This is a genomic window from Novibacillus thermophilus, from assembly GCF_002005165.1.
GTDB classification, from domain to species: Bacteria; Bacillota; Bacilli; order Thermoactinomycetales; family Novibacillaceae; genus Novibacillus; species Novibacillus thermophilus.
On the sequence record NZ_CP019699.1, the window covers coordinates 678,663 to 704,851 of the forward strand.

The 26,189-nt window shown below is 49.8% G+C and carries 19 protein-coding genes and 1 riboswitch; of the genes, 14 read left to right on the forward strand and 5 right to left on the reverse strand.

Annotated elements, in window-relative coordinates:
• Positions 1–55: 55 nt before the first annotated feature.
• Genes B0W44_RS03375 through B0W44_RS03385 form a run of 3 tightly spaced genes read right to left on the reverse strand, consistent with a single transcriptional unit; the run spans position 56 to position 3,811 of the window.
• Entirely contained in the window at positions 56–835 is a 780-nt protein-coding gene (locus B0W44_RS03375; RefSeq protein WP_077721233.1) for an enoyl-CoA hydratase-related protein, read from the reverse strand.
• Positions 836–866: 31 nt separating this feature from the next.
• Positions 867–2,498 carry an acyl--CoA ligase family protein gene (locus B0W44_RS03380; protein ID WP_077718774.1) on the reverse strand — a complete coding sequence of 544 codons (1,632 nt, stop codon included), beginning with the start codon at positions 2,496–2,498 and terminating at the stop codon, positions 867–869.
• Positions 2,499–2,530: 32 nt separating this feature from the next.
• On the reverse strand, positions 2,531–3,811 hold the full coding sequence (locus tag B0W44_RS03385) for an MFS transporter (RefSeq protein WP_077718775.1): 1,281 nt from the start codon (positions 3,809–3,811) through the stop codon (positions 2,531–2,533).
• A 97-nt stretch (positions 3,812–3,908) separates the two neighbouring features.
• Positions 3,909–4,030: riboswitch (SAM riboswitch) on the reverse strand.
• 307 nt (positions 4,031–4,337) lie between these two features.
• Here B0W44_RS03385 and B0W44_RS03390 point away from each other — a divergent pair.
• From B0W44_RS03390 to B0W44_RS03435, 10 genes are all read left to right on the forward strand, one after another.
• Positions 4,338–4,796, forward strand: coding sequence for a hypothetical protein (locus B0W44_RS03390; RefSeq protein WP_077718776.1), 459 nt, complete (start codon positions 4,338–4,340; stop codon positions 4,794–4,796).
• A gap of 429 nt (positions 4,797–5,225) precedes the next feature.
• On the forward strand, positions 5,226–7,799 hold the full coding sequence (locus B0W44_RS03395; protein WP_169835399.1) for a sigma-54-dependent transcriptional regulator: 2,574 nt from the start codon (positions 5,226–5,228) through the stop codon (positions 7,797–7,799).
• A 120-nt stretch (positions 7,800–7,919) separates the two neighbouring features.
• Positions 7,920–9,797 carry an exo-beta-N-acetylmuramidase NamZ family protein gene (locus B0W44_RS03400; protein WP_228441466.1) on the forward strand — a complete coding sequence of 626 codons (1,878 nt, stop codon included), beginning with the start codon at positions 7,920–7,922 and terminating at the stop codon, positions 9,795–9,797.
• A gap of 36 nt (positions 9,798–9,833) precedes the next feature.
• Entirely contained in the window at positions 9,834–10,148 is a 315-nt protein-coding gene (locus tag B0W44_RS03405; RefSeq protein WP_077718778.1) for a PTS sugar transporter subunit IIB, read from the forward strand.
• A gap of 14 nt (positions 10,149–10,162) precedes the next feature.
• A complete protein-coding gene (gene celB, locus B0W44_RS03410; protein WP_077718779.1) occupies positions 10,163–11,458 on the forward strand; it encodes a PTS cellobiose transporter subunit IIC in 1,296 nt (431 codons plus the stop codon).
• 21 nt (positions 11,459–11,479) lie between these two features.
• Positions 11,480–12,232: a chitin disaccharide deacetylase gene (gene chbG, locus B0W44_RS03415; protein WP_077718780.1), complete on the forward strand. Its 753-nt coding sequence runs from the start codon at positions 11,480–11,482 to the stop codon at positions 12,230–12,232.
• A gap of 25 nt (positions 12,233–12,257) precedes the next feature.
• Complete coding sequence (locus tag B0W44_RS03420; protein WP_077718781.1) at positions 12,258–12,587, forward strand: PTS lactose/cellobiose transporter subunit IIA; 330 nt, start codon at positions 12,258–12,260, stop codon at positions 12,585–12,587.
• Entirely contained in the window at positions 12,584–13,924 is a 1,341-nt protein-coding gene (locus tag B0W44_RS03425; RefSeq protein WP_077718782.1) for a 6-phospho-beta-glucosidase, read from the forward strand. Before B0W44_RS03420 ends, B0W44_RS03425 begins: the two co-directional genes overlap by 4 nt.
• Positions 13,925–14,141: 217 nt before the next feature.
• Complete coding sequence (locus B0W44_RS03430; protein ID WP_077718783.1) at positions 14,142–15,218, forward strand: site-specific DNA-methyltransferase; 1,077 nt, start codon at positions 14,142–14,144, stop codon at positions 15,216–15,218.
• On the forward strand, positions 15,191–16,102 hold the full coding sequence (locus tag B0W44_RS03435) for a DNA methyltransferase (protein ID WP_228441469.1): 912 nt from the start codon (positions 15,191–15,193) through the stop codon (positions 16,100–16,102). The genes B0W44_RS03430 and B0W44_RS03435 overlap by 28 nt, the downstream gene beginning before the upstream one ends.
• A 7-nt stretch (positions 16,103–16,109) precedes the next feature.
• Here B0W44_RS03435 and B0W44_RS03440 read toward each other — a convergent pair whose 3' ends face one another.
• On the reverse strand, positions 16,110–17,447 hold the full coding sequence (locus tag B0W44_RS03440) for a sodium-dependent transporter (protein WP_077718784.1): 1,338 nt from the start codon (positions 17,445–17,447) through the stop codon (positions 16,110–16,112).
• A gap of 166 nt (positions 17,448–17,613) precedes the next feature.
• Here B0W44_RS03440 and B0W44_RS03445 point away from each other — a divergent pair, with 166 nt between their 5' ends.
• A complete protein-coding gene (locus B0W44_RS03445; protein WP_077718785.1) occupies positions 17,614–18,561 on the forward strand; it encodes a dipeptidase in 948 nt (315 codons plus the stop codon).
• 124 nt (positions 18,562–18,685) lie between these two features.
• On the opposite strand, the gene B0W44_RS03450 is transcribed toward B0W44_RS03445, so the two are convergent.
• A complete protein-coding gene (locus tag B0W44_RS03450) occupies positions 18,686–20,002 on the reverse strand; it encodes an MATE family efflux transporter (protein ID WP_077718786.1) in 1,317 nt (438 codons plus the stop codon).
• Between the two features lie 127 nt (positions 20,003–20,129).
• Between B0W44_RS03450 and B0W44_RS03455 the strand changes: the two genes are divergently transcribed.
• The 3 genes from B0W44_RS03455 to B0W44_RS03465 all read left to right on the forward strand — a co-directional run bounded on the left by B0W44_RS03455 (position 20,130) and on the right by B0W44_RS03465 (position 25,975).
• On the forward strand, positions 20,130–20,795 hold the full coding sequence (locus B0W44_RS03455; RefSeq protein ID WP_077718787.1) for a hypothetical protein: 666 nt from the start codon (positions 20,130–20,132) through the stop codon (positions 20,793–20,795).
• 79 nt (positions 20,796–20,874) lie between these two features.
• Complete coding sequence (locus B0W44_RS03460) at positions 20,875–22,917, forward strand: site-specific DNA-methyltransferase (RefSeq protein ID WP_077718788.1); 2,043 nt, start codon at positions 20,875–20,877, stop codon at positions 22,915–22,917.
• Positions 22,918–22,930: 13 nt separating this feature from the next.
• Complete coding sequence (locus B0W44_RS03465; protein ID WP_077718789.1) at positions 22,931–25,975, forward strand: type III restriction-modification system endonuclease; 3,045 nt, start codon at positions 22,931–22,933, stop codon at positions 25,973–25,975.
• Positions 25,976–26,189 lie beyond the last annotated feature (214 nt).

Genomic DNA, 26,189 nt, shown 5'->3' on the forward strand with positions numbered 1-26,189 from the left:
CTTGGGAGAGCCGATGGACATCCCTTGGGGGCGATAAGGTCTATGTGTTTAAAGGTTATTGATGGCGTGAAACTCCGTCATCCCACGTCGGCTCTTTCTTCTCTAAAAAAGCCGATATGCCTTTTATTGTCTCTCGATGCTTACTGTTGCGGACAATCACCTCCGTGGCATAGTGGAGGGCAGACCAATCGTCCATTTGGAGTTGCCGGTAAAACAAGCGCTTTCCAAGCTCGATCACTTGTAAGCTGTGTTTTGCTACTTCGTTGGCCAGTTTTTCTGTTTCCTTATCAAGCTGGTCATCCGGGACCACCCGATTAACCAGCTCCATCGCTTCCGCTTCTCGAGCTGTATACAGTTTTCCCGTAAACAACATTTCTGCCGCCTTTTTTCTGCTAATGTTACGGCTTAAAAAGACGGCCGGAGTGCTACAAAAGAGTCCCCAGTTAATACCCGTTGCACCGAATTGAGCACGTTCTGAAGCTACAGCCAGATCGGAAACGGCGACCAATTCAAGTCCAGCTGCAACCGCGACACCTTGAACCTTAGCAATCACAACTTGTGGCAGATCTCGGATCAACTGTTTAACCCGGAAACTTTGTTCAAACAACGCGTGTACGGTTTCTGTATCTGACTCTTGTATTTCTTGAAAGTGGTGACCAAGGCAAAATATGTTTGGTGCCCCTTGGAGCACCACGACAGCCACTTCACGAGTATTGGCAATAGTTTTGAGCTGTTTCTCCATATCCTTCATTGCTTTCAGCGTAAGAGTTAAATTTTCATTAACGTTGTTTAGAGTCACCCATCCTACAGGACCACGACGTTCATAAAGAATCACTTGACTCAAAGCACGTCCTCCTTACAACCCTTTAGTTGGTGTTTAACTGCTTCTCTCGCTCTTTTTCACGAAGCAAATGTTTTTGTACTTTACCTGTGTTAGTTTTTGGCAACTCACAGAATTCAATCTCTTTGGGACACTTAAAGTGGGCGAGTCGTTTGCGGCAAAATGTTTGCAGTTCCTCCACACTCACGCATTCCCCGGGTTGAACTGTAATGAACGCTTTCGGGACCTCTCCCCATTTGCGGTCGGGGATGCCGATCACGGCTACCTCTAATACTGAAGGGTGTTCCAAAAGGACCCGCTCCACTTCTACTGAACTGATATTCTCACCTCCTGAGATAATGATGTCCTTTTGCCGATCCTTCAGCTCTATGTAACCGTCCGCGTGCCACACCGCTAAATCGCCTGTATGAAACCACCCGCCGTGAAAAGCTTGAGCAGTAGCTTCCTCATCTTTGTAGTAGCCAAGCATGACCCCGTTCCCGCGCATGAGGACTTCACCCATCGTGAGGCCGTCTTTAGGAACCTGGCGCATCTTGTCGTCGACAACAGTCAGTTCGCCTAGTCCGATATACGGAATACCTTGCCGTGCTTTTAATTCCGCCCGTTGATTGTCTGGAAGTGCATCCCACTCTTTTCGCCATTCATTGATCGTGAACGGGCCGTACACTTCCGTCAGGCCGTACACATGGGTGACCTTTGCTCCAAAAGACTCTAATTTGCGCAGCAAAGCTGGGCTCGGAGGGGCAGCAGCTGTAATAATGTGGACGGTGCCAGGCAATCCAGTTCTCTCACTCTCTAGATATTGGGAAATCATCGTCAGCACTGGGGGTGCCGCACAGAAGTGCGTGATGCCTTCTGATTCAATCAACTGAACGATTCGGGATGCCTCTACTTTGCGCAAAAGGACATGTGTGGCGCCAACTGCCGTCGCGGCCCAGGGGAAACACCAACCTGCGGCGTGAAACATTGGGAGTGTCCACAGGTACACGCTGTCAGGCGAAAGATTCATTTCTACGATTTCACTAAAGGCATTTATGAATGCTCCTCGATGGTGCAGCATGACCCCTTTTGGACGTCCAGTAGTTCCACTGGTGTAATGAATAGAAATCAAATCCCACTCATCTTGAACACTTACCGACATCGGGTCAAAGGGCACCGAGTGGAGCCAGCTTTCGTACGGAAGCACGTCCACGGGCTGTTCAATGTGGCGTGTAGTCGGGAAATGTTTATCCGTGCCATCGACGATGAGGACGCGGACACTTGGGACTTCTTCAAGACAAGGAACCAGTCGTTCAGCGTACGTGTCGTCCACAAAAAGGACAACTGCTTCAGAGTGATTGAGGATGTAGGACATTTCCTTTGATTTCAAACGAACGTTGATGGGAACGAGTACAGCTCCCATCAGAGGAACCGCCAGGTGAAGCTCGAGGGCAAGTTTGGTATTCGGAACGACTGCCGCAACACGGTCACCCCGCTGTACGCCGAGACGGTAGAGACCTCGCGCCAGACGGTGGACTCTTTCGTACAATGTCCGGTAAGTGTAGCGAGTGTTTCCTTCGACAACCGCTACGCGATCTGGAAAAGCCACTACCGTCCTTTCTAAAAACGACGCGGGGGTAAGGGGCGCTTGAAACGGTTGATGATACAAACTTGACATAATGTTAACCACCTTTCTCCCAGGAAATAAACCTAAAGTTCCTTCAGTTTGAGGGCACCTATAAGTCCGAGAAGGGCCAAGGAGATCAAATAAGTACTGACAGCAAACGCAGAATCAAAGTTGTCGACTAAAAAGGTGCTGATCATCGGTGCGATGCCACCCCCGAGGACCGCTCCGATTGCATAAGCAACCGATGAACCGCTGTACCGCAGGCGGGCTGGAAACGAACTTGCGACAAATGATGCGAGGGGGCCGTACATGGCACCAAACGTGAAAAACGCGAACGCTACCGCAGTCACAATGAGGAAAGGCTGTTTGCTGTTGACCAGGACAAAATATGGAAATGCCCATACCACCAAAGAGAGGACACCGACGACATACACGTTCTTGGCTCCGACGATGTCTGAAAAGTGTCCGAAAAGGACTACGGCAAGTGCCGCCGCAATGCCGCCGAGCACAGTGGCATTGGTTAGCAGATTCTGATCGAGGTTTAAATACGTCGATCCATACCCGATAAAAAACGTACTGAACGTGTAAAACGCAGCGAACATCACAATGTTCACTAAGATGGCCCAGAGGATCGTTTTAGGGTAGGTGCGAAGCGATTCGAGCACAGGAGCTTGGGACACATTTTCGTCTTTTAGAACTTTTTGAAACTCTGGTGATTCCAGAACGCGTAAACGGGCGTACAGTCCGACGATGACTAGGCCCAAGCTGAAAAGGAACGGAATGCGCCATGCCCACGAAAAAAAGGCGTCACCGGATACCGTGAGTAAGAGTGAAACAACGGTTGAAGAGAGTACTAAGCCGAAGGGTGAACCCAGCTGTGGGAGGCTTGCAAAAAATCCGCGTCGATCACGCCCTGCCCACTCCATAGAGAGCAAGACAGCACCTCCCCACTCTCCGCCTGCTGAGAGACCCTGTAAAAAGCGGAGAATCGACAACAAGAGCGGAGCCCATATGCCAATTGTTTCATAAGTCGGTAAAAGCCCCATAGTCGTTGTCGCGATTCCCATCATCAGTAATGTGAAAATGAGTGTCGTCTTTCTTCCAAAGCGATCGCCAAAGTGACTAAAGATAAAACTGCCAACAGGTCGTGCCACAAACCCGATGGCAAAGATTAAGAACGTCTGCATCAACCCTGCGTAAGGGTCAGAATCCGGGAAAAACAAAGTAGGAAATACGAGGGCTCCCACTGTTCCGTAAATAAAGAAGTCGTACCATTCGATGGTTGTTCCGATCACGCTCGAGATGGCGGCCCGACGTCGGTGAAGGGATGTTTCGGAAACTTCAACTGATACATCATAACTCATTCACACTCTCTCCTCTCCTGTCACTATTTCTAGGCTCGACACATACAAAAACCCCCTCTTCGATAAGAAGAGGGGTTCGCTCTGTAGCGAAACGCTCTTCTTATCTCTCGGAACGAGTTAAACTCATCCCGCAGGAGTTGGCACCTTTTTTGCACTGCGCGAGTGCAAAGAGGTTGCCGGGCTTCATTGGGCCAGTCCCTCCGCCTCTCTTGATAAGAAGCATTCACTATGAATATGTAATTGAAAAAACTTGTAATTATCCTACAACTCTATTCTCACATTGTCAAGGGGAATACGCCGTTCAGTTTAGAAAATTTTTTCTGAACTACTTTGTCCGCACCTTACAAAATTGTAAGTTTTGGTAGTTAAAATGTAAGACCAATCAATGTCAATCAGTTTCAAATTTTTCTACGATAAAAGAAGAGCCGAAAGATCGTGATACTTAAATGGCTTTTGGGAAAAAAGCGTGTGTGGTACGGGTACTAGAAATGCGTGAACGTGTTTAGGGGGAAGGGGATGTGAGCACATGGATACGGGTCGGTTTATTTGTGTCCTTCAACACTCAATTCCTGCGACGTTTCGTCTCTTTTTGGCAGTGAACTTTCTGATTTACGGAGCTGCTAAACTGACGTTCGGACAATTTGGCGTACCAACAGAAGAAATTGCCGCCATGCGAGGAGAAGGTTTTACGTTAGCTTGGACATTTTTTGGATATTCGCGCTTATATGAAATGTTTATCGGGTTAGGGGAAGTCATAGCCGCTGTCTTAATCGCGATTCCGAGGACGGCAACGTTGGGTGCCATCTGTTATTTTCCAATTGCCGTTAATATTATGATGGTCAATTATGCTTTTGATATTGGTGTTCAAGACCTCAGTACTGTTTTGATGGTTATGTGTCTCATCTTACTGTGGCTGGATCGCAAGAAACTTCTTTTGATTTTTGTAAAATCACACGATGTGGCAGAAAGAGTGAAAAAGTTATGACAAGCTTTGTCGTTTCGGAATTAATTGTGATCTTCGTTCTTACGACGTTGTATTATTTTATTAAGGATATCAAAAGCGACCATAAGAAAAAAGTATGAGTTTGTCCAAGGATAAAGGAGTGTGCGATTAGTTTTGTCATTGCGGTAGGGGAAATCAACCGCACGTATAAGGATTATAGATGATACAGCAGTTTCAGTATTGTGAGAACTTCCGAGAGAAACTCCCAATTTTTTGCTGGTACTGATCATTTTGGGAGGTTACCGACCGCCTTATACGATGCCTTCCTTTAGCTATGTCATGATGGATCAGTCATTGAGAACGTGTTGATAAGCGTAAGACACTCTATCAGACAGAAGCGTAAAGTCTCACTTGATGACACGGTCATTTTGTATAATATTGACGAAAATGTATTTAGTGAGAGGTGGGAAGTTGAGTAATCAGTTGTGGGATACGTTGTGTCAAATGTGTGACGAGGCGCGAGACAAGTGGGGGGTAAGCGCACAAGAAATAGCGGATACATTGCAACAGCATCGCAGTAACGTCAGCCGGGAATTAAACCGGCTCGTCAAACACGGTTTGGTTGAGAAAAAAGAGGGGCGCCCTGTCTTGTTCCGTGTGGCTCGTACATCAGCCGGCATCCAAGTATTCGGTCGAATAATTGGGGCAGAGGGTAGTTTTCGCGCTCCGATTGAACAGGCGAAAGCGGCTTTGCACTACCCTCCGTACGGCCTCCATACTCTCCTCTTCGGCGCGACAGGCGTCGGAAAAAGCATGTTTGCGCGTTTGATGTACGAATACAGGCGGATTTCCACCCAGCATAAAGGAGAATTTGTCACCTTCAACTGTGCTGACTACGCTCACAATCCTCAACTGTTGCTTAGTCAGTTGTTTGGCAGTGTGAAGGGATCTTATACGGGAGCGAGTCAAGACCGGCGAGGTTTGTTGGAACGGGCTGATGGCGGCATGCTTTTTTTAGACGAAATTCACCGTCTGCCTCCAGAAGGTCAAGAGATGTTGTTCACTTATTTAGATACAGGATGTTACCGCAAGCTGGGAGAAACGGAGGACGGACGACAGGCACAAGTATTCATCGTCGCGGCGACGACAGAACAACCAGATTCGGTTTTGTTAAAAACCTTTCGCCGTCGCATTCCAATGGAAATTCAACTTCCTAAGTTGGCGGACCGGCCGCTAAACGAGAGGATTGCGCTTATCCGATTGTTTTGTGAGGAAGAGGCGCGGCGGTTGAAGAAGAACATCGTATTGGAACCGGTTGCAGTGCAAGCGTTTATTGCTTATGAATGTCCGGGCAATGTCGGACAGTTAAAAAAGGATATTCAACTATCCTGTGCCCACGCCTATGCGGAACAGCGAACAGAGAAAACGTTGTATATTTTGCAGTCCCACTTGCCCTTGGAAGTCAAGAGAGGGGCACTGCGCTTACGTTATTTGCTGGAAAAGCCGGAATTGGATCATTTGATAGGAACTTGTCAGATATCAACGAAAGATCCGGAATCGACTGAAGCGGGGGAGGAAATCCCGATCCATTTCCAGATGCCGCGTGAATTGTCGGACGCTCGATATGCGGATCGTGACAATATTAGAAAAATCGTTGAGCCTCAATTGATTGATTTAGCCCATCAGCTACTGTCACGAGCGGAGGAAAAACTGGGGAAAGCGTATCCTCCCAAAGTGTACGCCGGATTGGCCATGCACATTGACGCTATGGTGAAACGGTTAAAAAAGGGAAAAATGACTTCTCCTTACAATTTAAATGAGTTAAGAAAAAAATACCCGCAAGCTTTCATAGTGGCTACCGAAAGTATGACGCTCATCGAAAAGACCCTTCAAATCGATGTACCTATGGAGGAAATTGGTTACTTGACATTGTTCTACGCTTATGACGAATCGGACAACAACTGGGAAAGGGGAACGACAGCTGTAATTGTGATGGCGCATGGAACATCGACGGCATCTTCCATGCTGTCGGTAGCACAAGATTTGCTGGACATTTCCGAAGGATGGGCCATTGATGTTCCGTTATCAATGAATCCGGAGCACGCATTCGAGAAACTAAAAGATCTGGCGGTCAAAGTGGATACAGGTCGCGGTGTTTTACTGTTAGTTGACATGGGATCATTGGAGAATTTTGGCGCTCTCCTCAGTGAAGAGACAGGGATCGTGACGGCAACGATTAAGCGTGTGAGTACCCCGCTCGTGATTGAAGCTTTACGAAAGGCCAATCTTGGCCATACATTAGAGGAGATTGTAAACTCCATAAAAGCCAATGAGGATCAGTCTAATGTTATGGTACGTCCCCCTGTCTCATCTGAGTCCGGTGAGAACGCCCGATATGTCATCATGCTTTGCTGCTTGACAGGGACGGGGGGTGCGGAACAGTTAGAGCAACTGGTGAAGGAACATATTCACTTATCCGGAGGTGTGTTATTGCAAACAGTTGCAGCAGGAGAATGGAATGAAATCGCCAAACAGTTAAAACAAAACCGACAGCGTGTAGTGGCTGCCATCGGATTGTGGCAAGGGGAAGACTCGGTTCCGTTGTCCATGTCTCCTTCGGATATATTACTCGACAGTGAATGTGAACGTTTGCAACGCTTCGTCAACTTGTGGGAACAGCGCTTTTCCCTCTATCAAAAGATGAAATCTTCGTTAGCGGTCAATATGAAGAGCGATCAAGTAGATATGTTGCTGGAACAGTTTCTCGATTGGTTGGAGGAAATTGAACAAAAAGCGGGGGAATACGTAACGGAAGATACATTTGTCGGGGTCGCGATGCATTTTGTATGTTTGGTGGATCGTCTTAAGCAAGGTGAGCGATATGAAGGTAGAGGGGATAAGGCGGCAGAACCTCCGAAGACACGACTGGCCAAAGCAGTTCTGAGACATTTGAGTGAGCTAGAACGACAGACTCGTGTTGTGATGCCATCGTTCGAGAAAAGTATTTTTGTATCTATGTTTAATTGTGAAACCTTCAGTGTGTAATATGCTGTTACACAGTTTACACAGCAAAACAGCAGTGGGTGAGAAAACCGTGCTTTTAGGATATTGGCACGGTTTTTGCTTTTTTACTTTTGGGAGGGAAAAAACAGGGGAGGCTTTAGCATGAAGAAGGGTCAGCGATTTCTCAACATGAACAAGACGGTATTGAGTGTTTGTGTCGTAATCGTGCTGCTGATCACGTGCATCGCCGCTTGGAATCCGGTGACGGCGAAAAAGACGGTTGAACCGGCAAAGCAAGGGCGAGTAGTCCCTGGGATAGAGGTATTCTTGGAAAGGCATGCGGACTGGGTCAAAGGAAAAAAGGTGGGGCTGATTACAAACCCGACAGGCGTTAACCGCGACCTTGCCAGCGATATCGACTTATTACATGGTCATCCCGACGTTCAATTGACCGCTCTGTTCGGACCGGAACACGGCATTCGAGGGGATCGGCCGGCAGGGGAATACGTGGAATCCTACATAGACGAACGGACCGGCTTACCTGTCTACAGTCTGTATGGCCCGACATGGAAGCCGACGGAGGAGATGTTGGAAGATGTCGATGTCCTGTTGTTCGACATTCAAGACATCGGTTCCAATGTGTATACGTACATTTATACGTTGGGGTTTGCGATGGAAGCTGCGGCTGAGTTCGATAAAAGACTTATTGTACTGGATCGGCCGAACCCGATTGGCGGCACGCGCGTAGAAGGGCCGGTGCGCGATGAAGATACGGTCAGTTTTATGGGGAGGTTTTTGCTCCCTGTGCGTCACGGTATGACAATTGGCGAGTTGGCGACGATGTGGAATCACGAATATGCATTGGGTATTGATTTGAGAGTAGCGAAAATGAAGGGTTGGCAGCGCACGATGCATTATGAGGATACCGGTTTGCCTTGGGTGTTGACGTCGCCGAACATACCGACATCGGACTCAGCCAACTTATATGCAGGAACAGAGCTTGTGGACAATACTCCTTTTTCGACGGGCTTAGGAACAACGAAACCTTTTGAACTGGTGGGAGCACCGTGGATCAACGGAGAAGAATTGGCAGACGAATTGAACAGCCGCGGTATTCCCGGAGTCACGTTTCGGCCGGCTTACTTTACCCCGATGTTCAGTCAATATGAGGGGGAGCGTGTCGGCGGTGTCCAAGTACATATTCAAAAAGCTGATGAGATCGATCTCGTCCAGTTAGGGCTGCACCTGGTGGATGCGATGCGCGATCAACAGCCGGAGAAGTTTAATCTTGATGCGACTTATGATGAGTTGATCGGTGATAAACGGGTACGTCCGATGCTTGAAGCGGATGCGCCGATAGAGGAGATTCTTAACGTATGGCAAGATGAACTGGACTTCTGGACTCAAGAAGTACGCAACCGCTATTTGTTGTACGGTCCTTACCCTAAAGAGGCAAAGCCTTACAAGCCGAAGGCGATCCTGGGCATCTTGCCGTTGGACTTGGAACTTGTGCTCGGTCAATCAAAAGAAATAACAGTTCACGGGGTGGACGCGAACGGGAGGAAACTAGAGATATCACCGGAAGAGATTGATTGGGAAGTGAAAGGCGATGTGGGTTACATTGAAAACGGCGTCTTTACAGCGGTGAAAGAAGGGAAGGGGAAGCTAGTGGCGAAAAAAGGTGACATGACGGCTGAACGGAACGTTGTCGTGGCTAAGAATGTTGTGGAAAACATCCGGTATGGTGTTCACAACCAATACACACGTATTGTGTTTGATTTGAACAAGACGACCGAATACGACATCAAACGAGAAGGCAGTGAAATTGTTGTAAGCGTCCCATATGCCGAAAAAGGAGGACAGTTGGACGGAGAAGGAACCGTGACAGTGGGGAACAGCCCGGTCGTGTCAAGTGTTCACTACTCTTTTGCACAAGAAAATATGTTTGAAGCACGTCTGCAGTTAAAAAGAGACGATGTCGCGTTTCAAACACCGACCTATAGCAATCGGGTCGTGATTGACGTGATGCACGGACAGTAAAAGCTAAATTTTTATTTCTAAAAAAGGGGAGAGAGCATGAAGGTCATCTTACTATGTGCACTCGGAATGAGTACGAGTTTATTAGTCGAGAACATGAAAAAGGCCGCGAATGAACAAGGGATAGAAGTGGAAGTTGTCGCGCATTCAGTGGATCAATTCGAAAAGTATTTAAGTGACGCGGATGTCATGTTGCTCGGACCGCAAATCCGGTATAAGTACCGGTCTTTGTCCAAAGCGGCGGAAGCCGCGAACGTCCCTTTGGCAGTGATTGACACGCTAGCTTATGGAATGGTTGACGGTCATAAAGTTCTAAAGCAGGCGACAGATTTAATAAAAAAGAAGGGGAATTAAAGGAGGAATCTTGCATGGACCGTTTTAACGCTGTGATGGAACGCTATTTTATGCCGGTAGCAGAAGTAATCGCTGAGCAACGCCATCTCAAGGCGATCCGCGACGGGATTATTACGACGATGCCGTTGCTCATTATTGGCAGTGTCTTTTTAATCATCGCTTTTCCGCCTATCGAGTCTTGGGCGGCGTTCATGGAGCCGTACGTCCCGACGTTAACCATTCCGGTGGACGCCACGTTCGGCATTATGGGATTGGTCGCAGCTTTCTCCATTGCTTATAACCTTGGGAAGAGCTATGAGATGGACCCCCTTTCTTCTGGGGTGTTGAGCGTGGCCGCCTTTTTAATCGCCACCCCCCACTCCGAGGAAGGAAATATTCCCCTGAATCTGATGGGGAGCGAAGGTTTGTTTGTCGCTATTTTGATCGCGTTGTTCACTGTTGAAGTTTTCCGGTTGATGGAAAAGCGAGACTTTGTCATCCGAATGCCTGCCGGCGTACCCCCTTCGGTATGGCGGGCATTTACGGCACTCATTCCCGGTTTCGTCATTGTATGTATGGTATGGGGAGTAAGCTTGCTGCTTCAAACATGGTTTAGTCTTTCATTGCACGAAGTGGTTGGAGCGATTTTGAGGGAACCTTTGCAGGCAATGGGGAGCAGCATTTGGGCTGCACTGTTAGCCATTTTTCTCATTCAGCTTTTGTGGTCGGCAGGCATTCACGGCATTTCCGTTGTAGCGAGTGTCATGGCTCCCATTTGGTATAGTCTCGCAGACGAAAATCAGGCGGCCAAAGTGGCCGGCGAGGAATTGCCGAACATCGTCGGACAACAATTTATGGCCATATGGATTGCTGTCGGAGGGTCCGGTATGATACTGGCGTTGACGATCCTATTCGTGTTGCGCGCCAGGTCCAGACACTTAAAAAGCTTAGGAAAGATGACCATTTGGTCGAGTTTCTTTAACATTAGCGAACCGGTCATTTTCGGTGCTCCCATTGTGATGAATCCGATAATGATTGTCCCCTTTATTTTGGCACCGATGGCCGTAGGTGCTTTTACGTACATTGTGATGGCACTCGATCTCGTAGGACGGCCGTACGCTGTTGTTCCGTGGACGACACCGGCACCTTTTTCTGGGTGGTTGACAACAGGGGATTGGCGCGGAGCAGTATTGATGATCGCCAATATTTTGTTAGCGATGGCCATCTATTATCCCTTCTTCCGTGCGTGGGACAGGAAGTTAGCGGAAGAGGAGGTTGTTGACGAAGAGACAGTTGAAGGGACGGATGCTGGTTCGTCCGTTAAAATGTAGATCATGTGAGCAGGTGAGGGTATGAAATTAATCGTGAATGCAGATGATTTCGGCTATACACGCGCTGTCAGCTATGGGATTGTCGATGCGTATCAAACAGGTATTGTTTCCTCCACGACGATGATGTGTAACGTTGATGACTTGGAGCATCCGGTACAACTGGCTGAGCAAAATCCAACATTAGGGGTAGGGATCCATCTCGTGTTGACGAGCGGTTCACCTGTCAGTGAAAATGTACCGTCTCTCGTGGATGGGAATGGGCAATTTTTCAGATACGATGAATTCCTCAAGAACATTCAGTCGCTTGAGAGCGAAGAGATCGAACGTGAATGGACGTCCCAAATCGAGAGGTTCTTTTCAACAGGGTTGAAACCAACTCATTTGGATAGCCATCATCACGTCCACGCACGCAAAGAAATACGGCCCATCGCCGTTCAATTGGCTAAAAAATACGGGATCCCTTTAAGGAGAGTGAATCGCGAGACGTCTTCAGGCGGTATCTATGGCCCGGTTAAAACGACTGACGTGCTGTTTACCGACTTTTATAAGGACAATGTGAGTATCGATATGTTTGAGACGTTGTTGCTTAAGAGCGTCGAAAAGGTTCAGACGGTAGAAATCAATTGTCATCCGGGCTATGTGGATGAGGCGCTTGTTAAGAAAAGTTCGTATGTCTATCAACGATTAAAAGAGTTTACGGTCTTGACATCGCCAGAATTAAAAAAACGGATTCAACAATTAAATATTGATCTTATCACGTACCGCGATATATAAAGCTTATAAACGGGGAGAGAGCTTGATGTGCCATACTGAAGGGACGGTATTTGAAATCATTCTATACGGCGGCAACGCACGCAGCCTCGCGATGGAGGGAATTGCGGCAGCGAAAAAGGGGCAGTATTCCATCGCGCGGGACAAAATAGAGCAGGCAGCGGCTGAGATTGAAAAAGCGCATCGCATTCAAACAGAGATTATTCAACGTGAAGCGGGAGGGAAACGACTTCCAGTCACTTTATTGCTCGTTCACGCGCAAGATCACTTGATGAATGCCATGACCGTAAAAGAATTGGCTGAGGAGTTCGTCAACTTGTATCAGGAGCTAGGAACATTAGGAGGGGACGAGCTTTGAGAGGATTGAAGGTTGTCACGATAGGCGGCGGGTCTAGTTATACTCCGGAGCTCGTAGAAGGTTTGATCAAACGGTACGACACCCTTCCTGTCAGAGATCTGTGGCTCGTCGACATTCCGGAAGGCGAGGAGAAATTGAACATCGTTGGAAACTTGGCGAAGCGTATGGTTGCGAAAGCTGGCGTGCCGATCGACATCCATTTGACGTTAGACAGAAGGGAAGCCTTAAAAGATGCAGACTTCGTGACGACACAAATTCGGGTCGGTCTATTGAAGGCCCGTGCTAAAGATGAACATATCCCTTTGAAATATGGCGTCATCGGCCAGGAGACGAACGGGCCGGGAGGTTTGTTTAAAGGATTGCGAACGATTCCCGTCATTTTGGATATCGCGCGTGAAATGAACGAACTGTGCCCAAACGCGTGGTTAATCAACTTCTCCAACCCTGCGGGTATGGTGACTGAAGCGTTGCTCCGCTACGGCGAGTTTGACAAAGTGATCGGGCTGTGCAACATTCCGATTGGAATGCGGATGCGCGTGGCCCGAATGCTTGATGTCGAAGCCCATCGCATCTGTATTGATTTTGCCGGACTCAACCACATGGTGTTCGGGTTGAACGTATACTTGGATGGCGAAAACGTGACAGAACGGCTGTTGGCGTTGATGGTGGGGGAAAAAACGCCAGGTTTGACGGCGAAGAACATTCCCGACATTGAATGGGAACCGGAATTCATCAAAGCCCTGGGTGTGCTACCGTGTCCGTACCTCAAATATTATTTTCAAACGGATGAGATGTTGCGAGAACAGCAAGCAGTAGTGAAAGAACAGGGGACACGGGCAGAAGTCGTCCAGAAGCTCGAAGAAGAACTGTTCGAACTGTACAAAAATCCCGATCTCGACACGAAGCCGCCCCAGCTGGAAAAGCGCGGCGGCGCCTACTACAGTGATGCGGCGTGCAGTCTCATCGATTCCATCTTTAATGACAGGCGGGATATTCAGGCCGTGAATGTGAGAAATAGCGGGGCGATTGCAAGCATCCCAGCCGAATCCGCCGTCGAAGTAAATTGTGTCATCACAAGGGACGGTCCTAAACCGATTGCTGTCGGAGACCTTCCGGTTCCCGTACGCGGTCTCGTGCAGCAAATTAAGTCATTCGAACGCGTTGCAGCAGAAGCGGCTGTCACAGGCGATTACCACACCGCGCTCTTGGCCATGACGATCAATCCCCTCGTTCCGTCTGATGCGATAGCTAAACGTATGCTCGATGAGATGTTGGAGGCGCATCAGGCATACTTGCCGCAGTTTCGTCAATCATCACATTCTGACATTTTAGATTAGGTTTCCTTCTTCAGTTGCTGTCAAACGTCAATTTCGTTTAAACACGCACCGCAACACAGCGGTGCTTTTCTGTTAGAATAAGAAATACACCTATTCGGACTGTCCGACATGCGCGTGATTGTGGGAAAAGCATGTCTCAGTCATAGCCCTTTTTCTGGTTCTTTAATGGGGCGTGGAGGTCAGTCATGGAAGAAGCAGGGACAAAAGGGGGACAGCGATGGACAAGCTCACCTTACAATCCAAGAATCGCACTCAGGAACATGTAGAAAAAATCGCCCAGCTGTTTCCGAACGTGGTCACGGAAGCTGTAGATGAACGCGGTCAACTCAAGCGAGCCATCGACTTTGAGCTTCTGAAACAAGAACTGTCGGACACAGTTGTCGGAGGGGAAAAAGAACGGTATCAATTGACATGGCCAGGAAAGAAAAAAGCGATTCTCCTTGCCAACACGCCGACGGACAAAACGTTAAGACCGGTGAAAGCGGACAGCGTGGACTGGGAACGCACACAAAACGTGTACATCGAAGGCGACAACTTGGAAGCGTTGAAGTTGTTGCAAGAGGCGTACTTGAACAAGGTCAAATGCATCTACATCGATCCCCCGTACAACACGGGCAAAGACTTTATCTATAAAGACGATTTTAAAAATTCATCCGACGAGTACCTGGAACAGTCGGGACAGGTGGATGAAGCGGGGAACAGGCTGTTCCAGAACAGTGAAGTGAGCGGCCGGTTTCACAGTGACTGGTTGAGCATGATGTACGCAAGGCTGAAGTTAGCAAGACTCCTGTTAAGGGAGGACGGAGTCATCTTTATCAGCATTGACGACAATGAAGCGGCCAACTTGAAGAAAATGTGTGACGAGATTTTCGGCGAAAACCACTATGTGGAAACGTTCTACATCCAGGTGAGGTATGCCAACAAATCTCTGACGGAAAAAGACGACTTTCAAAAACTCATCGAGCAAGTACTCGTCTACTCGAAGGGACAATTCAAGCCAAACAAACCTTACGAACCGTATGCGTTAGACAAATTCAAATACAAGGTCGTGGAAAAAGGGGAAGGGACCAAAACGCAAATCGGCGGGAAGAACGTCACGATTTTTAAAAAAGGCGAATACGACATTGTGGAAACCGAGCCGGGGCTCGACGGACTGAAAGAGACGTGGGCGAGCGGGACAGTTTTGACGGGCAATGCGTCCGGGAAGTTTTTTGACCAGTATTTGTCCCCAGAGCGGACATTGACGGACTGGGCACGCTGTACAAGGTGGAGGGGATTGGTGAAGACGGCCTAGGGTACCGGTATTTTACCGGTCCCAAACGGCCAGGCGCCACAAAAGGGAAATTTTACTCTGGCGTTCCCCTGGAGAGGCGCCAAGAGATCGAGGCGGGCAGAGCGAAAAAATACAAGCCGATCATCAATTTTTACGACTACAGTGCAAGTTTTGGCAACATCCGCCATGAAGGCGGCATCGACTTCAGGGGCGGCAAAAAACCGGTCAAAATGTTGAAAGAACTGATTAAGATGTCCACCGGCCGCGACGATATCGTCCTCGATTTTTTTGCCGGATCGTCTTCCACCGCCCATGCGGTCATGGAGGTGAACGCGGAGGATCAGGGAAACAGGAAATTCATCATGGTCCAGCTTCCGGAGCCGGTTGACGAGAATTCCGACTACTACAGGGCTGGTTTCACGACCATTAGCGAAATGGGGAAAGAGCGCATTCGGCGGGCGGCCCGAAAGATAAGGGAAGAGACAGGCGCCGAGATCGACTACGGCTTTAGAGTGTTTAAAGTCGACACTTCGAATATGAAAGACGTCTCCGATTCCCCCGGGGCGTTCAGCCAGGAACAGTTGTCTCTTTTCGCATCCAACATTAAAGAGGACCGCACGAGTGAAGACTTGCTCGTGCAAGCGATTCTAGCGTGCGGCCTGGAACTGTCGCTTCCGATAGAAACGAGAGACGTGGACGGCCGAAAAGTTCACTTTGTCGCAGAGAACGCGCTCGTGGCCTGTTTTGACGAACCCGTGACGGACGCCGTCGTGAGAGCGGTGGCGACCGTCAAACCGTCAAGAGCCGTGTTTCGGGACAGCTCCTTCGCCGACGACGCCGACCGCCTCAACGCCGAAGAGATGTTGAAACGGTTTTCGCCGGGAACCGAAGTGAACGTCATTTAGTTTCTTTTTAAATAAACCCTAACGTGCTTAAAAAGACAATGACGATCGTAAACGGTACGACCCAAGCCATGAGAAACTTCCAACTGGAAAACCAAACGGGCGACAGGGAGCTGCCGAGTGTGAACTCTTCCTTGACGAGTGCCCTATTCATCCGGAACGAAACGAACAGAGCAATAAACAGGCACCCTAGCGGAAGCATGATGTTGCTCACTAAGTAATCGGTCAGATCGAACACCGTTTTTTGGAACAAGGTCACATGTTGCAGTGTGCTGGACGACAAGGCCGCCGGAATGCCCGCCGCGAAAACTACGGCCCCCGCTGTCCACGTCACCGGCTTTCTGGCGGTTCCTTTTTCGGTAAACGCCGAAATCATAATTTCGAACAAGCTGAAGGAAGACGTCAGAGTCGCAAACAGAAACAACAGCAAGAACAAACTTAAAAACAGTCCGCCCAGGGGCATCTGTTCAAAAGCCGAGGGCAAGACGATAAACAGTAACCCCGGTCCTTCCGTCGGTTCCAATCCGTAAGCGAACACGACGGGAAAAATGGCGAGGCCGGCCAAAAACGAGACGAGGATGTTCATGAAGGCGACAGATCCCGCAGAAGACGGGATGCTCACCGTTTTGCCCAAATACGAACTGTACGTAACCATACAGGAAAACCCGACGGCCAGTGAAAAAAACGATTGGCCTAACGCGTACAATACGCCTTCTGCAGTTATGTCGGAAAAATCCGGTGCGAGGAAAAATCGCACGCCTTCCACAGCTCCGTCTAGAGTTACAGCGCGGATGACAAGGATGATGAAGAAGATAAAGAGGAGCGGCATCAAATACTTGTTCGCTTTCTCGATCCCCTTTCGAATGCCTGAGGCGATGACCAACACGTTTAACAGAAGGAATAAGGCAAGACCTGACAACGTAATCAGCGGCGACCCGATAATGTGTTCAAAGAGAGCCGGGTATTGGGCGCTTTCGTCGATGACATTCCCTGTGAGGGACAGAACGCTGTAAATGAGGACCCAGCCCCCGACGACGCTGTAGAACGACAACAACAAAAAACAGCCGACGACTCCCAGACGGCCGATCCACACCCATTGACTGTTGGGGGCCAGCTTTTGATAAGCACTGATGGCCTCCTTTCCCGCGCCTCGCCCGATGACAAATTCAGAGATCAACATCGGCAGGCCGATGAGTACGGTGAAGAAGACAAAGATCAGAAAGAAGGCGCCTCCGCCGTTCATGCCGGTGACGTACGGAAATTTCCAAATCGCCCCCAGCCCGATGGCAGCTCCGGCAGATGCTAAAATGAAACCGAGGTGTGACGACCACTGTTCCCTTTCCCTCATAAAGTTTCCCCCATTCTATTTGTTTCACAGTTAACTTTACACTATGGCGGTGGCGTCCCACAACTGTCAACACACTTTGCAGAAAGAACTCGTTTTGTGTGACGGTCGACGAACTGAAGCCGTTTAAGTCCACAGCGAAATCGGTTAAAAAGGAGAGAGGAAGACGTTGAAAGTAGTGGACACCCATTGTGATGCTTTGTATAAAATGTGGCAGCATGGGAGCGCGATGCGTTTCGAAAACGCGGATGACTTGCAAACGAATCTGACACGTCTCAAGGAAGGTCAAGTGGCGGTGCAGTGTTTTGCCGTGTTTGTCGATCCAGCCATACAAACTTCGCAACAATTTCAAGTCGCTTTAGACCAAATCGACCTGTTTCACACCGAAATCTTGCAGAAGCACCCGATGATCAAACAGATCACGTCGTGGGATGCACTCGATCGTTTACAGCCGGGGGAAATCGGCGCGCTTTTGACGCTGGAGGGAGTCGATGTCATCGGCAACGATCTGGCCAGATTGAGGACGCTGTACCGCCTGGGGATCAGGTCCGTCGGATTGACCTGGAACTTTGCTAATCTTTGCGCCGACGGCTGCTGGGAACAGAGGGGTGCGGGCCTCACCCGCTTAGGTGAGGAAGTGGTAAAACTCAATAACGACTACCGTATCTGGACGGACGTCTCCCATTTGAGTGAGCGGTCATTCTGGGACGTATTGGCACTAGCGGAATATCCGATTGCGAGCCACTCTAATGCGAAAGCAGTGTGTGACCATGCGCGAAACCTCTCCGACGAACAAGCGACGGCATTGTTTGAGAAAGGCGGTTTCATCGGGATTGTGTTTTATCCCCCTTTCGTCAAAAAGGCGGAAACCGTCACGGTGGACGATGTACTGTTTCACATCGAGCATTTTTGTGCCCTGGGCGGTGTGAAACACATAGGGTTTGGTTCAGATTTTGACGGGATTGACACTTTCGTGCACGGCTTAGAAGATGCGTCGAAATACCAGCGGTTCATCGAGACACTGCTAAAGTATTACAAGGAAGAAGACGTGAAAGGGTTTGCGTATGAAAACTTCCTCAACCACCGACCAGGTCGTACACCAAAGGAATCAACATAAGGACAGTGCGCTTCAGGAGGAAGCGCACTTTGTTTTATGCAATGGTGCACCTTTTTCTGACCTTTTGAATGTTGATTTTCTTTTCAAAGCTAGTTAACAGAGAGGCGCAAACCGTGCGCCTCTTTTAAAAATGCCGTCGGTGATACGCGTAAATGGTCGCCAACACGACAATTTCAGACAGCGGGATGGCAAGCCACACTCCGTTAATACCGAACAGCGGCGGGAGGATAAGGAGAAATGCGAGCATCACAACAATTTCCCGGGCTGCGGTGATCCACGTTGCCATCCCGACGTGTCCGATGGATTGATAGTACGTCATCATGACGAAGTTGACGCCCATAAACAGGTACGCAATAAAGAACAGCCGGACGCCCGTGACGGCTAAAGCCATAATGTCCTGGGGAAAGTCGCCAAAGATGGCGACGATCGGCCGGGCTGCCAACAAGCCGACGAGGAAAGACAGGGAACCAGCGGCGACGGCCGTCCAAATGGCGATCTTCATCGTTTGTTGTTCGCGGGCGCGGTTTTGCGCACCGTGGAAATAACTGATGAGAGGCTGGATGGCTGCCCCCAATCCGAGGAAGGCCATCAACATCACGCTGTGAACGTAGTTCAGGACAGAAAAGGCAGCGACTCCATCTGTTCCGGCAATGTATTTCAGTGTCACGTTGTGGGCGAGGGTGAACACCGAGATTCCGACTTCTGAGAGGAAACTCGGGAAACCGATCACGACTGACCGGACAAACAGCCTTTTGTCAAACGTTGACCGGACGAAGCGCAAGTGGTTGGTCTTTGTGAAAAAGTGAAGGCAAAGGACCAAAATTCCGAGCACGGCTGCCAAAATCGTGCTTAACGCCGCACCCGTCACACCCCAATTGAACACGTACAGAAAGACGTAATTGAGGGCGATATTGACGAGCGCTGTCGTCATTAAAGACACCATGGCGAGGTTCGGATTTCCGTCGTTGCGAACAAAGACGCTGAGGGCATTTTCAATTGTGAAAACAAAGCCGAACAGCAATAAAACATGCATATAACGCGACACATACGGATACGTGTCGGCGTTGGCACCGAGTGCATACGCGAGGGGCTCGCGGAAAAAGAGAGCTGTGACCCCGATAATCAGCGTCGAACCAAAAATAAGGAAGAGCGCCTGGGTAAAGATGTGTTGAGCCTGCTCATACAGCTTGGCCCCCATGTGTTGAGAATAAAGAGTGGCCGCTCCGACCCCAATCCAAATGGACATCGCCAGAAATACCGTATAAACCGGTTGCGCAATCCCGACCCCGGCCAGGGCAACCGGGCCGAGGCGGTTTCCGACCATGACACCATCAACGACGAAATTGACCGCCATCAACAGCATTCCGACGAGTGACGGAACGAGATAGCGGACAAACGTGCGCCACACGGATTCAGTTTCCAGTCGGTTCAATTGTGCCATGAGCCTCTTCCTTCTGACTTAAGTTGAAAGGGTTAATTCTTAGTATTATAACGGAATTCCTGATGAGCAGAATAAGAACTGAAAGAAACATTGTCAAGAAGGAATTCTTTGAAAAGGGCTGTTATGTGTGGATACCACTTTCTACTTTCTCTATGCTGTCGGTTATGTATGGCTGCTACTCCGCGGGCTCACATCCCTTCAGAGAGATCAAATTGGGTCCCTCACTTCCATCGCATACCTTATTATAATCGGATTAGCGCTGGACAATGTTGTGGCGGCGTCAGGGCGTTTCATCGGGGAAGGATCGTTGTTGCGACATCTGAACCTCATCTGCTACTGGCTCCACGCTTTTTTGACCCCGACACTCGTCCTGTTTTCGCTAGGTGTTTTAAGGTCCGCCGGCGTCAAAGGGATGCAGTCTAAACCGGCGCTGTACGGCGCCATCCTGCTGACAGGCGCCCTCATCGGTCTTGAAGTGGCGACCGTCACATGGGGGATGGAGCTGAAACCGAAGATGGAGTCTGGCGTTTTGCGCTACGTTCCAGCAGATTCCTCCGGTGGTTCGGGCATCATGGTTATGCTCGTGACGGTTGTGCTAGTGGTCGCCGGCGCCATTCTCTGGAAAAAAACGCAGTGGAGGTGGATGTTTATCGGGGCCGCGGCCATGGCTGTTGGCAGCCTCGTTCCGATCCCAGCTCACCGTTCTACCGTCATGAACGGACTTGAGTTCGTATTGCTGACGACACTGGTGGCGACAAAATGGCACCAAGACTCTCAAATTACAGCAAATTGAACGCCGATTCGTTTGATATAATCTGAACATGGGGCTTAAAAAACACCTGTGAGCTGCTTGAGGAATGGGGAGGACGCGTATGGACAAGCTGACCACGCAATCGGCTGACCTTGTTCAGGATCACGTGGAGAAGATCGGAGAGCTGTTTCCCCACGTCATCACGGAAGTGAGGGATGAAAGCGGACAGCTGAAAAAAGCAGTCGACTTCGAGCTCTTGAAACAGGAATTGTCTGATTCCATTGCAGAAGGCGATCAGGAGCGGTATCAGCTCACGTGGCCGGGGAAAAAAGAAGCGATCCTTCGCGCCAATACGCCGACAGATAAAACGTTTAGACCGGTCCAAGAGGACAGTGTCAACTGGGACCGTACGCAGAACGTGTACATCGAAGGCGACAACCTGGAAGTGTTGAAGTTGTTGCAGGAGGCGTACTTGAACAAAGTCGCGTGCATATACATTGACCCGCCCTATAACACAGGGAAGGATTTCATTTACAGGGATGACTTTAAAGCAGAGACCGGTGCGTACTTGGCAGAATCCGGGCAAGTGGATCAAGAGGGCAATCGTCTTTTTCAAAATAGTGAGTCCAACGGGCGCTTTCACAGTGACTGGTTGACCATGATGTACGCCCGGTTAAAGCTAGCCAGGAATCTGTTGAAAGAAGACGGAGTCATCATCGTCCACATCGATGAGCATGAGACGGCAAACCTCCAGAAAGTGTTAGATGAAATATTCGGGGCCCACAACAACTTGGGCGAAATCGTTTGGGACAAAGGAAACCCGAAGGGAGACGCGACAGGTGTCGCATCCCAACACGAATACATATTGGCGTACGCTAAAAATGCGAAAATTTTTACAGCCAACAACCCGCTGGTGCGGCCGAAAAAAAATGCCCAGAAAATATTAAAAAAAGCCAAGGAGCTGTACGCGGAAATCGGTCGAACAAAACTCCCCCGCGACCTTTCCCGCGTGGTGAAAAAATACGGCTTATCAGAAGAACCGTTTGAGTCTTGGAAATATACCGTGACGTTGGACACGGTGAATCAGGAGTTCGCTCAGTGGGTGAAAAGCCAGGGGTTTTCGGGTGGGGAGGCCGCATACGCCAACATCGATGAAAACGGAGATGTTTACCGGCCTGTGTCGATGGCGTGGCCGAATAAGAAAAAGGCTCCCGACGAATACTTTAGGCCGCTCATTCATCCGGTCACGAAAAAACCGTGTCCCATCCCTTCCCGGGGATGGCGGTACCCGGTGAAAACGATGCAAACCTTGCTCAAAAAAGGCTTAATTTTGTTTGGGAAAGACCACACGGTACAGCCGACGAGGAAGTACTTGCTCAAAGAGAACATGAATGAGAATGTGCCGTCTGTGATCTACTTTGCCGGCAGCGATGATGATTTCTTTAAAGAGATTGGCCTGAATTTTGACAATCCGAAACCGCACGAATTGTGCAAGGAGTTGTTACAATCGTTCGTTCACGACAAGGATGGGCTCGTGTTGGATTTTTTTTCCGGGTCTGCTACTACGGCCCACGCCGTGATGCAACTGAACGCAGAAGACGGGGGCAACCGCAAGTACATCATGGTTCAGCTTCCTGAAGCGACACCTGAGAACTCCCAAGCTTACAGGGCCGGGTACAAAACCATATGCGAAATCGGCAAAGAACGCATCCGGCGGACGGCCAGAAAAATTAAGGAAGAAACCGGCGCTGACATCGATGACGGCTTCAGAGTGTTCCGTGTCGATTCTTCCAACGTGAAGGATGTAGGCGGCTCTCTTGGCAAGCTGGAGCAGCGACAACTGGCCATGTTTGAAACGAACATCAAAGAAGACCGGACCGGAGAGGATTTGCTCATTCAAGTCATGCTGGAGTGTGGACTCGAACTGTCTCTGCCCGTGGAAACTAAAATCGTCGAGGGCGCGACGGTCCACTTCGTCGCAGGGGACACCCTTGTCGCCTGTTTTGACGAGGATGTACCGGAAGGAGTGGTAAAAGCCATCGCCGAGGCACAACCGCGCAAAGTTGTGTTTAGGGACAGCTCCTTTGTCCACGATGCGGCACGGATGAATGCGGAGGAGACGTTTAAACAACTTTCACCGCATACAGAAGTCAACGTGATGTAGGAGGGTGAGCGGATTGAAATTAAAATTTAAGCACCAACCGTTTCAGCTAGATGCGGTGAGCAGTGTAGTGGACTGTTTCACAGGTCAGCCAAACGCCAGAGCCGTGTTTACATTGAATACGGGCAGGAGGAACGAGCCTGAGCAGATCGATGTAGACTCGTATTTACAGCTGACGGCAGAAGGCATCGGTTTTAAAAATAGGCAGATTGAACTGGCGGAGCGAGACGTCTTGGCCAATATCCGGAACGTCCAGCGGCGAAACGGATTGAAACAGTCGGAAAAACTGGAAGGCCGGTACAACCTGACCGTCGAGATGGAAACGGGCACTGGAAAGACGTACACCTACATCAAAACGATGTTCGAACTGTACCGGACGTACGGCTGGAGCAAATTTATCGTCGTCGTGCCTTCCATTGCCATCCGCGAAGGCGTGCTGAAATCCTTCCAAATGACGGAAGATCACTTCATGGAAGACTACGGCACGAAAGCCCGTTACTTTGTGTACAACTCGAAATATTTGCACCACATCGAGACGTTCGCGAGCGACTCCGGCCTCAATGTGATGATCATTAATTCCCAGGCGTTCTCCGCCAGAGGGAAAGACGCACGGCGGATATACATGGAGCTGGACGACTTTCAGTCCCGGAAGCCGATCGACGTCATAGCCGGCACCCGCCCCATACTCGTCATAGACGAACCCCAGTCTGTGGAGGGGAAGAAGACGGCTGAAGCCCTGAAACTGTTCAATCCGCTCTTTACATTGCGCTACTCGGCCACCCACAAGAAAGAGTACAACAAAGTCTACCGCCTGGACGCCTTGGATGCGTACAACAAGAAACTCGTCAAAAAAATCCAGGTAAAAGGCATTTCCGTCAAAGGGTCGGGCGGATCGGACCGTTACCTGTACCTGGAAGGAATTGATTTAAGCCGGAAACGCGCCCCTGTCGCCCGCTTGGAGTTTGAAGTGAAGACGAAAAGCGGCCTGAAGAAGAAAATCCGAAAAGTGAAGTCAAATGACGACCTGCACCAGCTGTCGGGGCATCTCGAACAGTACAGGGGGTACGTCATCTCTGAAATCGACGGCTTGAGAAATGCCGTACACTTCACAAACGGCGTCACGTTGTACGCCGGGGACGTACAAGGCGACGTGGACGAACACCACTTTCGTCGCATCCAGATCCGGGAGACGATCAAATCCCACCTTGAAAAAGAGCGGAAGATGTATCACGAGGGGATTAAAGTGCTGTCCCTTTTCTTTATCGACGAGGTAGCCAAATACCGCCAGTACGATGCCGAAGGAAACGCATTAAACGGCGAATACGCCCGCATGTTCGAAGAAGAGTACGAAGCCGTCGTGAGCGACTATTTGGCAGAGTTTGCAGACGATCCGTACGCCGCCTATTTGCGCAGCATCCATGTGAGGCACACGCACAAAGGGTATTTCTCCATCGATAAAAAGAGCAACAAGCTGGTGAACCCGAAAGTCACAAAGCGGCAGACAGATTCTGACGATGCCTCCGCCTATGACGTGATCATGCGGGATAAGGAGCGGCTGCTGAGTTTTGCCGAGCCGACCCGGTTCATTTTTTCCCACTCTGCGTTGAAAGAAGGGTGGGACAATCCGAACGTGTTCCAGATCTGCACGTTAAAGCACAGCGATTCGACGATTCAAAAGCGGCAAGAAGTGGGCAGAGGGTTGCGTCTGTGTGTCAACCGCGACGGGGAGCGCATCGATGCCACCGTTCCGGGCATAGACGTGCACGACATTAATGTGTTGACTGTCGTGGCCAGCGAATCCTACGAGGATTTTGCCAGAAAGCTCCAGAGCGAAATGGCCGAAATGCTGTCCGGACGCCCGCGCAAAGCTGATGTCCGCTTTTTCCTGCACAAAGTCGTGGAGAACGAACGAGGCGAGGCCCTTTACATCGACGAGCAACTGGCAAACAAGATACACCGGTCCTTCATACACCACGGCTACATTGACGATGAAGATCAGTTGACAGACGCGTACTTTCAAGCGGTCGACAACCAGGACGTGGCACTTCCCGGGGAATTGGCCCGCCACAGAGAGCCTTTTTTGGAACTCGTGAACACGATCTACGCAGAAGGCAAGGTCCGTTTGGTGGAGAACGAGCGGGCCCACCACGTGACCCATTTGGCACCGAACGGCAATTTTGAGCTCGATGCGTTCCAAAAACTGTGGCGTCTCATCAACCGCAAAACGGTGTACACTGTTAATTTTGACTCAGATGAACTCGTCCGAAAGTGTGTCCAGGCCCTCGATCGGCAATTGACCGTTCCAGTTGTGCAGTACACGGTCAAACGCGGGGACATGATGCGCATCGATTCGGTCGAACAGCTGAACCAGGGAGAAGCTTTTCGCATTCAAGGGACCGTTGCGGCACAGACGTATGCGCCGTCTCCGTCCAGGCTCAAGTACGATCTCGTCGGCAAACTGGTAGAGGAAACGAAACTCACTAGAAAGACTGTCGTGAACATTTTGTTAGGTGTGAAGGAGAGCACATTTCACCTGTTCAGACAGAACCCTGAAGAATTCATCATTCGCTCGGCCCGGTTGATCAATGAACAAAAAGCGGCCGTCATCGTCGACGGTATCACCTATGACGTGACAGACCAGACATTTGACGACGAGGTGTTTACCCGGAGCCATGTGAAGGCTCATATCGGGCACAATGCCTACCCTTGTGAAAAGCACGTTTACGATTACGTCGTCACAGATTCCAAAGTTGAGAGGGATTTTGCCGCGGCGTTGGAGGCAAGCGAAGAGGTCCTCGTCTACGCCAAACTGCCAAAAGGCTTTTTCATTCCGACACCTGTCGGCGAGTACAATCCGGACTGGGCCATCGTGTTAAAGGATCGAGACGGTTACCGCTACGTTGTGGCTGAAACGAAGGGTTCTTCGAATGCGATGGAATGGCGGGAAGTGGAAAAGGCGAAAATTGCGTGCGCCCGGAAACACTTCGCGGCCTTAAACGTCAGCCAATTGACGTACGGTGTCGTAAACAGCTACGAGCAGTTGAGGGACATGGTGAAATAGCGGCTTGAATAAGCTGTAAGTCTTTTCCCGCCGACCCGATACTGGAGAAGTATAGACAGATCCTACGGGGGTCAGTTTTCTTGGCAAGTGTTGAGCGAACAAGGCCGATCTTTTAGATCAACGTGGGGAAATTTGACGGTAATGTGCCATGAGCTTTTCGGCCGGGATAAACCCCGTGCCGTACCAGCAGTGGAATCACATTCGTGTGATGGGG